Raw genomic sequence first — 9,120 nt, 5'->3', positions numbered from 1 at the left:
GGTTCCGTCCTCCGGAACCCGCACCCCGCGCCGGTGGCTCAGCCCGTCGTCAGCACGATCTTCCCGAACAGCTCGCCGCCCGCCATCTTCTCGAAGCCCTCACGGGCCCGGTCCAGCGGCAGCACCGAGTCGATCACCGGCCGGACGCCGGTGGCCGCGCAGAAGCTGAGCAGATCCTCCAGCTCGTCCTTGGTGCCCATCGTGGAGCCGACGACCTTCAGCTCCAGGAAGAAGATCCGGGTGAGTTCGGCGGCCTCCGGGTTCGAGCCGCTCGTGGCGCCCGAGATCACCAGCGTGCCGCCGGGCCGCAGCGACTTCACCGAATGCGACCACGTCGCCGCGCCCACCGTCTCGATCACCGCGTCGACCCGCCGCGGCAGCCGCGCGCCCGGCTCGAAGGCCGCCTCGGCGCCCAGCTCCACCGCGCGCTCGCGCTTGGCCTTGTCCCGGCTCGTCGCGAACACCCGCAGCCCCGCGGCCTTCGCGAGCACGATCGCCGCGGTCGCGACGCCGCCGCCCGCGCCCTGCACCAGGATGGAATCGCCCGGCCGCACGCCCGCGTTGGTGAAGAGCATCCGGTACGCGGTCAGCCACGCGGTCGGCAGACAGGCCGCCTCCTCGAAGGAGAGCTCCGGCGGTTTGCGCAGCACGTTCCAGGACGGCACCGACTCCCGCTCGGCGAACGTCCCCTGGTACCGCTCGGTGAGGATCGAGCGCGGCTCGTCCGGTCCGACGCCGTGTCCCGACTGGCCGATGACGGAGTGCAGGACGACCTCGTCCCCGTTCTCGTCGACGCCCGCCGCGTCGCAGCCGAGGATCATCGGCAGCCGCTCCTGCCCGAGGCCCACCCCGCGCAGCGACCACAGGTCGTGGTGGTTGAGTGACGCGGCCCGCACCGTGACCGTCGTCCACCCCTCCCGGCGCTCCGGCTCGGGGCGCTCCCCCAGCTCCAGGCCGTTCAGCGGCTGGTCACGGTCGATACGTGCGGCATAGGCAGCGAACATGCAGCAGAAACTATCGGCGTGATCCACGTCCGGTGAAGGGCCCGCCGTACGAAGCGACATACGTCACCCCGAATCCGCCGCCCGGCCGTGCAACCTCCCGCACCCTCCGGCGCACTGACACAGTGACGGGCTGTCCGCCCGGCCGCGGGCGACGGAGGGGACCACATGACGCAGGAGGCCGGTGCCGACCGCACCGATGACGCGCTCGACGCGTTCATCGCCGGCAGACGGTACGCGCTGTTCCGCAGCGCCTACCTGCTGTGCGGCGACCGCGACGAGGCGGACGACCTCGTGCAGACCACGCTGGTGAAGGTCATCCTGGGCTGGCGCCGGCTGGAGCGTCTGGACAACGTCGAGGCGTACGCCCGCAAGACCCTCGTCAACACCTTCATCGCCTCCCGGCGCCGCTTCTGGCACCGGGAGCTCCCGCACGGCGAACTGCCCGAGCGGACGGACCGCGAGACCGACACCGACACGGGTGTGGCCGTACGCGCCGCACTCGCCCGGCTCACGCCGCGGCAGCGCGCCGTGCTCGTCCTGCGGTACTGGGAGGACCTGAGCGTCGAGGCCACCGCCGAGGCGCTCGGCATGCGCGAGAACACCGTCAAGAGCCATGCGGCACGCGGAATGGCGGCGCTGCGCGCCGAGATGCGGGAGGAACGGGTATGAATCAGGACCAAGCGGTCAGGGAGCTGTTGCAGCGGGCCGTCGACGGTGTCGTCCCCGCGCCGAACGGTACGACCGAACGCATCTTCGCCCGGGCCCGAAGCGTGCGGCGGCGCCGCACACGGGCCCGGATCGCCGTTTCCGCACTGGCCCTCGCCGGCACGGTGACCGCCGGCCTGCTGCTCATGCCGGGTGCAGGGGAAGCACGGCGGGTACAGGACGCTGCCGGGTACAGCGGGCCGACGCAGACCGCGCTGCTCAGGAAGCTGCTCCCGCCGGAGGTGGGCAGGATCGAGGAGAACGGCAAGGCCGACCACGGCAAGGACGTCGCGATCGGCGACGGGACGTACCGGGTGACCAAGGGCGGGAAGTACGGCGAGATCTCGATCTACAACTTCGCCCCGGACGGGTCCGGGCCGCACGACGTCTGCGCCGAGTTCGACACGAAGCCCTGGACGGCGGAGTGCGGGAGGACGGAACTGAGCGGCGGCCGCACGCTGTGGACGTGGCGCATCCTGCCCGGCATCCGGTTGCGCGACGAGGACGCCCGCTGGAAGACCATCGCGGGTTACTGCGCCGGCCTGTCCCTTCCCGACGGCCGGTCGATGTTCATCCAGATCCAGGGCGGGGACACGTTGTCCGGCCGCCCCTCCGACCCCGCCTGGATGGCCGAGCCGCCGCTGACCCTGGCGCAGCTCCGCGAGCTCGCGCTGCGCCCGGAGCTGCTCGTACGGCTGCCTGGGCGCTGACCCTGGCGACAGCGGGCCGGCACCCCGTGGGTGCCGGCCCGCCGTACCTCGCTGTCCTGTGACGGTCCGCCCGGAGGCGGTCAGCGGCGGGCGACGCCCTCGGCCCGGGCGGCCGCGGCGACCGCCGCGGTGACGGCAGGGGCGACGCGCGCGTCGAACGGCGACGGGATGACGTGGTCCGCGCTGAGCTCGTCGGCGATGACGGCGGCCAGCGCCTCGGCGGCGGCGATCTTCATGCCCTCGGTGATGCGCGAGGCACGCACCTGGAGGGCGCCGGCGAAGATGCCGGGGAACGCCAGGACGTTGTTGATCTGGTTCGGGAAGTCGCTGCGGCCGGTGGCGACGACGGCCGCGTACTTGTGGGCGACGTCCGGGTGGATCTCCGGGGTCGGGTTGGCCATCGCGAAGATGAAGGCGCCCTCCGCCATGGTGGCCACCGCCTCCTCCCGCACGGTTCCGCCGGAGACGCCGATGAACACGTCGGCCCCCTCCAGGGCGGTCTCCAGCGAACCGGAAAGACCAGCCTTATTGGTGTACGAGGCCAGCTCGCGCTTGACGGAGTTCAGGTCATCACGGCCGCCGTGCACGATCCCCTTGCGGTCGGTGACGGCGACGTCGCCGATTCCCGCCTCGATGAGGATCTTGGCGATCGCGACCCCGGCCGCTCCCGCGCCCGAGATCACCGCGCGCAACTGGCCCAACGACCGGCCGGTGAGCTTGGCGGCGTTGCGCAGCGCGGCGAGCGTCACGACGGCGGTGCCGTGCTGGTCGTCGTGGAAGACCGGGATGTCGAGGCGCTCCTGCAGCTTCCGCTCGATCTCGAAGCAGCGGGGGGCGGAGATGTCCTCCAGGTTGACGCCGCCGAAGGACGGCGCCAACCGCACCACGGTCTCGACGATCTCGTCGACGTCCGTGCAGGCCAGCGCGATGGGGACCGCGTCGACCCCGCCGAACTGCTTGAAGAGGATGGCCTTGCCCTCCATGACCGGCAGGGATGCCTCCGGGCCGATGTCACCGAGTCCGAGCACCGCGGTGCCGTCCGTGACGACGGCCACGACGTTGGACTTCCAGGTGTAGTCGTTCACCAGATCGGGCTGCTCGGCGATGGCCGTGCAGACTTTCGCGACACCCGGCGTGTAGGCGAGGGAGAGATCGTCCGCGTCGCGCACCGGCACGGTCGCGGTCACCTCCATCTTTCCGCCGCGGTGCAGGGCGAAGACCGGATCGATGGGAAATGCGTCCGTATCGGTCCGAGGATTGACGATCTCCGCTGCCACAATTGACCCCTTTGTCTGATTTGGTTTCGAGGGTACTACCTCCAGAAATGGAGATAGGCGGGCTCGGCATCGGTACACCCAGGCACTTGAGTGGTCCTGAAGGCACCGGCGCCAGGCATGCCGCACGCATGCCGTGGGCCCCGGGATGAGGGGTAAGGGTCCGTTCTACCGGAAGACCGATTCCGCTGACGAGTCCAATTCGGGTCCGTCAACAGGGAACGAATCGGAAATAACGGCAGACAGCGCGGCAAAAGACCCGAATGGGGAGAAGCCGCGGATACTGTGTGCGACTGGTCGGCGTGGCCCCACCGCGGTCCGGCCTTGGTGTGCCGGCCCGGTGAGAGCCCGGGGATCGCCCGTTATCCGATTTTGACACAACTGGACCACTGACTGGGTCTGTCCGGATGGCAAGATGCGCACATCACACCGGGTGGCGACACTCGAACAGGGGTCTCCACCCATCGGCTTCCCCACTCCGCCCACATTCCGCAGGAGGAACCAGCAATGACCGCACGCACCACCCTTCGCTCGACCGCCACCTCTCGGATCACAGCGGTCGGCGCGATCGCGGTCGCGGGCACCCTGCTGCTCAGCGGCTGTGGCGACCAGACCAAGAAGGACAGCGGCAGCGACACCTCGACGAAGGGGAACAGCGCTCCGCTCTTCAGCAAGCTGCCCAAGACGATCCAGGACGCCGGCGTCATCACCGTCGGCACGGACGCAACGTACGCCCCGATGGAGCTGAAGCAGGGCGGCACCATCGTCGGCGTCGACCCCGACGTGGCCGCCGCACTCGGCAAGCAGCTCGGCGTGACGTTCAAGTTCACCAGCGGCACCTTCGACGGCCTCCTCGCCGCGATGCAGACCGGCCGCTACAACCTCGTCATGTCCTCCGTGAGCGACACCAAGGCCCGCCAGGAGGGCCTGGACGACAAGGGGCAGAAGACCGGTAAGGGCGTCGACTTCGTCGACTACTTCACCGCGAGCACCGGCATCCTGGTCAAGAAGGGCAACCCGGAGCACATCACCTCCGTCGACGACCTGTGCGGCAAGAAGCTCGCCGTCCAGCGCGGTACGACGTTCGAGCAGGCTGCCAAGGACCTCTCGAAGAAGTGCACGACCGGCGGCAAGTCGGCGATCTCCATCGAGTCCTTCCCGACCGACGCCGAGGCCCAGACCCGCGTCAAGGCCGGCGGAGCCGTCGCTGACCTCAACGACTCCCCGGTCGCCGCGTACATCGCCAAGACCGCGGGTGGCGGCAACGACTTCGAGTCCGTGGCCAACAAGTCCGACGCCGGGCCGTTCGGCATCGCCGTGGACAAGAGCAACACGCAGCTGCGAGACGCCCTCAAGCTGGCGATGGACGCGATCATCGCCGACGGCACGTACAAGGCAGCCCTCGACAAGTGGGGCGCCGGCGACGGCGCGATCATCAAGGCCGCGATCAACAGCGGATCCTGACCCCACGCGCTCCACTGAAGGGCAGTCACCGTGACTGACAAATTCGAGAAGGAACCCGCCGACGCTCCGCCGAGCGGGTCGGCCGGGACCGCCACCGCGGTCCCGGCGGAGGCTATCCGGGCGATCCCCGTACGCCACTACGGGCGCTGGGTGAGCGCTGTCGTGGTCGTGGCCGTGCTGCTCGGGCTCGTGTACTCGTTCTCCCAGGGCGACGTGCGCTGGGCGACCGTGCCGGAGAAGCTGTTCGACCACTCCATCCTGACCGGCCTGTGGCACACCGTCCTCATCAGCGTCCTGTCGATGCTGATGGGTCTGCTGCTGGGCGTGCTCTTCGCCGTCATGCGGCTCTCCAAGAACCCGGTGACGGGCGGCGTCGCCTGGCTCTACATCTGGTTCTTCCGCGGCACCCCGGTCTATGTGCAGCTGCTCATCTGGTTCAACCTGGCGCTGATCTTCCCGGTGCTGAACCTCGGCCCGATCTACAAGAACAACATGGTCGAGGTCATGACCCCGTTCGTGGCCGCCCTGCTGGGGCTCGGTCTGAACGAGGGCGCCTACATGGCCGAGATCGTGCGCGCCGGCATCCAGTCGGTCGACGAGGGCCAGACCGAGGCGTCGCACGCGCTGGGCATGAAGCAGGGCCAGACGATGCGCCGCGTGGTGCTTCCGCAGGCCATGCGGGTGATCATTCCGCCGTCCGGCAACGAGTTCATCAACATGCTCAAGACGTCCTCGCTGGTCGTCGCCGTCCAGTACCAGGACCTGCTGCGCAGCGCCCAGGACATCGCCGCGAGCTCCTTCGCGACCATGGAGATGTTCTTCGTCGCGTCCATCTGGTACCTCGCCCTGACCAGCGTGTTCAGCGTTGGCCAGTACTACCTGGAGCGCCGCTTCGCCCGGGGCTCGCTGCGGAGTCTGCCGCTCACCCCGTGGCAGAAGATCAAGGCGAATCTCAGCACGCTGCGCCGTCCGGAGGTGGCCCGATGACCGTTCAGCCCATGGTCAAGGCCGAGGCCGTGCACAAGTCCTTCGGCCTGGCGCACATCCTCAAGGGGATCGAGCTGGAGGTCGCGCCGCGCGAGGTGTTCTGCCTCGTCGGCCCGTCCGGCTCGGGCAAGTCCACCTTCCTGCGGTGCATCAACCACCTGGAGCAGATCAACGCCGGCCGCCTGTGGGTCGACGGCGAGCTGGTCGGCTACCGGCAGAAGGGCGACAAGCTCTACGAGCTGAAGGACAGCGAGGTCGCGGCGAAGCGGCGGGACATCGGCATGGTGTTCCAGCGCTTCAACCTCTTCCCGCACATGACGGCGATCGAGAACGTCATGGAAGCCCCCATGCAGGTCAAGGGCGAGTCGAAGGCGACCGCCCGGGCCCGCGCGGAACGTCTGCTGGACCGGGTCGGCCTGGCCGACAAGGCGGCCAACTACCCGTCGCAGCTGTCCGGCGGGCAGCAGCAGCGGGTGGCCATCGCCCGCGCGCTGGCGATGGAGCCGAAGCTGATGCTCTTCGACGAGCCGACCTCGGCCCTCGACCCGGAGCTCGTCGGCGACGTCCTCGACGTCATGCGGGGTCTCGCCGAGGACGGCATGACGATGATCGTCGTCACCCATGAGATGGGCTTCGCCCGCGAGGTGGGCGACGCACTGGTCTTCATGGACGACGGCATCGTCGTCGAGGCGGGAAGCCCCCGCGACGTCCTGAACAACCCGCAGCACGAGCGCACCAAGGCATTCCTGTCCAAGGTGCTGTGACCCGAAGGGACGAGGCCGGACGGCCGGGCGAGAAGCCCGGCCGTCCGGCCTCGGCCTGTCCGCGGCGCGCGTGGACGGCGCCGTCGTCGGCGGCGTCGGCGTACCGTCATCGCCGTTCACCGAGCCGTAATACCCTGATAGCTACCTCGGTCATTACTGAGCCTAGAACGCACGGGTAAGGATCACACGTGGAACTGGCCTACTACTCGGACTACGCCGTGCGCCTGGTGAACAGCGAGGAGCCGGAACGCGGGACGGACGGCCTCAGCGGGGTCGACGCCGTCCGTGCGCTCTTCGGCACCAGCACCCAGGCCGCCGCGCGCAGCACCGACGCCGACGTGCCCCGGCTGCGCGCCGTGCGCACCCGGCTGCGCGGGGTCTTCGAGGCCGCCGACGAGGGCGACGAGGTACGCGCGGTGGACCTGCTCAACGCGCTGCTGCTGGAGTTCCCCGTCAGCCCGCAGATCTCCGGGCACGAGCACCTCGACGAGACGGGCCGCCCGGACTGGCACATGCACCTCGCCGACCACGCCGCGACCGCCACCGCCGGATACGCCGCCACCGCCTGCATGGGGCTGGCCTTCCAGCTGACCGAACTCGGCGTGGACCGGCTCGGCATCTGCGAGGCCGCCCCCTGCCGCAACGCCTATGTCGACACATCGACCAACCGGTCCCGGCGCTACTGCTCCGACCGCTGCGCGACCCGCGCGAACGTCGCGGCCTACCGCGCCCGCAAGCGCCTGGAGAACGAACGGTCCGCGCTCAGCGGCCGCACACAGGACGCCGCCCACGACAGCACCCCCGCCACCGACCTCTGAAGCTCCCGCGGCGGCCGGAACCGCACCAGGGCCCGGGCGAGCACCAGCTCGTCCGGCACCGTGCCGAACACGCTGCTGTCCGCGACCGACCCGAACGGGTTGTCGGCCAGCACCCACCAGCCGCCCTCACGGCGCTCGACCGCCCGCTTCACGATGAGCAGATCCTGCTGCAACGGGTGCCGCAGGATCACGACGTCACCCTCCCGGACGTCGGCCGGACCGCTCACGTCTCGCACGAACAGCCGATCGCCCTCGTACAGCGTCGGGACCATCGAAGGGCCGGTCACCTCGACCGCGTAGCCCCGCCGGACTCGCCGCTCCCGCATGCTGTGCCTCCTCGTCCCTTCCTCCACCAGCCCCAGGGTGACACCAGACTTTTGTCCTAAGCCACATGGGGCACCCGAGAAAACGACTCTCCTAGGGAGTAATCTCCCACCTGGAAAGACGATCACAAGGAAGGACAGCCATGTTCTCTCGCCTGTTCGCGCCCAAGGTCAAGGTCAGCGCCCACTGCGACCTGCCCTGCGGCGTATACGACCCGGCCCAGGCCCGCATCGAGGCCGAGTCGGTCAAGGCCGTCCAGGAGAAGTACCAGGCCAACGAGGACCCGGACTTCCGGACCCGGGCGATCATCATCAAGGAGCAGCGCGCGGAGCTCGCCAAGCACCACATCTCGGTGCTGTGGAGCGACTACTTCAAGCCGCCGCACTTCGAGAAGTACCCCGAGCTGCACCAGCTCATCAACGACGCCCTCAAGGCAGGCAGTGCTGCCAAGGCGTCGAACGACCCGAAGACGGGCGAGAAGCTCCTCGAGCTGATCGCCCGGATCGACACCATCTTCTGGGAGACCAAGAAGGCCTGATGCTCTTTTAGGCCTTTCGACCTGCGACGACACCACCGACACAGGTCAACCGTCCGCACCCGGTCCGCAGGGATTCCAGCACGGAGTCCATGACGGGCCGGGTGCGTTCGTCTAACCCTCGCCGTTCGGCGACAGCCGCCGTGTGATCCGGTCGAACAGCTCCGTGAGCGGCTCGCCGACCTCCCGGCCGAACTCGGTCAGCCCGTAGGTGACCTGAGGCGGCGTCGTCGGCTCGACCTCCCGCCAGACCAGGCCGTCCTGCACCAGCGCGCGCAGCGTCTGGGCGAGCATCTTCTCGCTGATGCCCTGGATGCTCTCGCGCAGCTCGTAGAACCGGAGACTGTTGCTCCGCAGAGAGATCAGCACCCAGACGCCCCACCTGCTGGTCACATGGTCGACCACGTCGCGCGCGAGGCAGTCGGTGTGAAACACGTCATACCGCTGCGGAACCTCGGCCTGCCTGGGCTGCACGCTTCCCGTCATGTCATGAGCTTACCTCGGGGTATGTCCTTACTAAAAGTTAGCCGCGCTC

The 9,120-nt window shown here is 69.1% G+C and carries 11 protein-coding genes; 7 read left to right on the top strand and 4 right to left on the bottom strand.

From position 1 onward, the window contains the following. Positions 1 to 38: 38 nt before the first annotated feature. A complete protein-coding gene (locus O3X23_RS12475) occupies positions 39 to 1,004 on the bottom strand; it encodes a zinc-binding dehydrogenase (protein ID WP_269271366.1) in 966 nt (321 codons plus the stop codon). Between the two features lie 165 nt (positions 1,005 to 1,169). Between O3X23_RS12475 and O3X23_RS12470 the strand changes: the two genes are divergently transcribed. Further along, positions 1,170 to 1,673 carry a SigE family RNA polymerase sigma factor gene (locus O3X23_RS12470; RefSeq protein WP_269271365.1) on the top strand — a complete coding sequence of 168 codons (504 nt, stop codon included), beginning with the start codon at positions 1,170 to 1,172 and terminating at the stop codon, positions 1,671 to 1,673. Continuing rightward, on the top strand, positions 1,670 to 2,419 hold the full coding sequence (locus O3X23_RS12465; protein WP_269271364.1) for a hypothetical protein: 750 nt from the start codon (positions 1,670 to 1,672) through the stop codon (positions 2,417 to 2,419). Before O3X23_RS12470 ends, O3X23_RS12465 begins: the two co-directional genes overlap by 4 nt. 80 nt (positions 2,420 to 2,499) lie before the next feature. Here O3X23_RS12465 and O3X23_RS12460 read toward each other — a convergent pair whose 3' ends face one another. Next, complete coding sequence (locus O3X23_RS12460; protein WP_269271363.1) at positions 2,500 to 3,696, bottom strand: NAD(P)-dependent malic enzyme; 1,197 nt, start codon at positions 3,694 to 3,696, stop codon at positions 2,500 to 2,502. A gap of 504 nt (positions 3,697 to 4,200) precedes the next feature. Between O3X23_RS12460 and O3X23_RS12455 the strand changes: the two genes are divergently transcribed. From O3X23_RS12455 to O3X23_RS12440, 4 genes are all read left to right on the top strand, one after another. Then, positions 4,201 to 5,157: an ABC transporter substrate-binding protein gene (locus tag O3X23_RS12455; RefSeq protein WP_269271362.1), complete on the top strand. Its 957-nt coding sequence runs from the start codon at positions 4,201 to 4,203 to the stop codon at positions 5,155 to 5,157. 30 nt (positions 5,158 to 5,187) lie between these two features. Next, the gene (locus O3X23_RS12450) at positions 5,188 to 6,144 is read left to right on the top strand and encodes an amino acid ABC transporter permease (protein WP_269271361.1); all 957 of its coding nucleotides are present in this window, start codon (positions 5,188 to 5,190) and stop codon (positions 6,142 to 6,144) included. Then, positions 6,141 to 6,908, top strand: a complete 768-nt coding sequence (locus O3X23_RS12445) for an amino acid ABC transporter ATP-binding protein (protein WP_269271360.1) — start codon at positions 6,141 to 6,143, stop codon at positions 6,906 to 6,908. Before O3X23_RS12450 ends, O3X23_RS12445 begins: the two co-directional genes overlap by 4 nt. Positions 6,909 to 7,096: 188 nt before the next feature. Beyond that, a complete protein-coding gene (locus tag O3X23_RS12440; protein ID WP_269271359.1) occupies positions 7,097 to 7,726 on the top strand; it encodes a CGNR zinc finger domain-containing protein in 630 nt (209 codons plus the stop codon). On the opposite strand, the gene sodX is transcribed toward O3X23_RS12440, so the two are convergent. Further along, positions 7,630 to 8,052: a nickel-type superoxide dismutase maturation protease gene (gene sodX, locus O3X23_RS12435; protein ID WP_269271358.1), complete on the bottom strand. Its 423-nt coding sequence runs from the start codon at positions 8,050 to 8,052 to the stop codon at positions 7,630 to 7,632. The two genes, O3X23_RS12440 and sodX, sit on opposite strands and share 97 nt — an antisense overlap. A gap of 140 nt (positions 8,053 to 8,192) precedes the next feature. Between sodX and sodN the strand changes: the two genes are divergently transcribed. Further along, positions 8,193 to 8,588: a superoxide dismutase, Ni gene (gene sodN / locus O3X23_RS12430; RefSeq protein ID WP_164298766.1), complete on the top strand. Its 396-nt coding sequence runs from the start codon at positions 8,193 to 8,195 to the stop codon at positions 8,586 to 8,588. A gap of 111 nt (positions 8,589 to 8,699) precedes the next feature. On the opposite strand, the gene O3X23_RS12425 is transcribed toward sodN, so the two are convergent. After that, positions 8,700 to 9,071 carry a winged helix-turn-helix transcriptional regulator gene (locus O3X23_RS12425; RefSeq protein ID WP_269271357.1) on the bottom strand — a complete coding sequence of 124 codons (372 nt, stop codon included), beginning with the start codon at positions 9,069 to 9,071 and terminating at the stop codon, positions 8,700 to 8,702. Positions 9,072 to 9,120 lie beyond the last annotated feature (49 nt).

The sequence above is a fragment of the Streptomyces sp. H39-S7 genome (assembly GCF_027158205.1).
Taxonomy (GTDB): domain Bacteria; phylum Actinomycetota; class Actinomycetes; order Streptomycetales; family Streptomycetaceae; genus Actinacidiphila.
The sequence above is the reverse complement of the archived record's forward strand: the minus strand, read 5'-3'. Positions and strand labels throughout refer to the sequence as shown.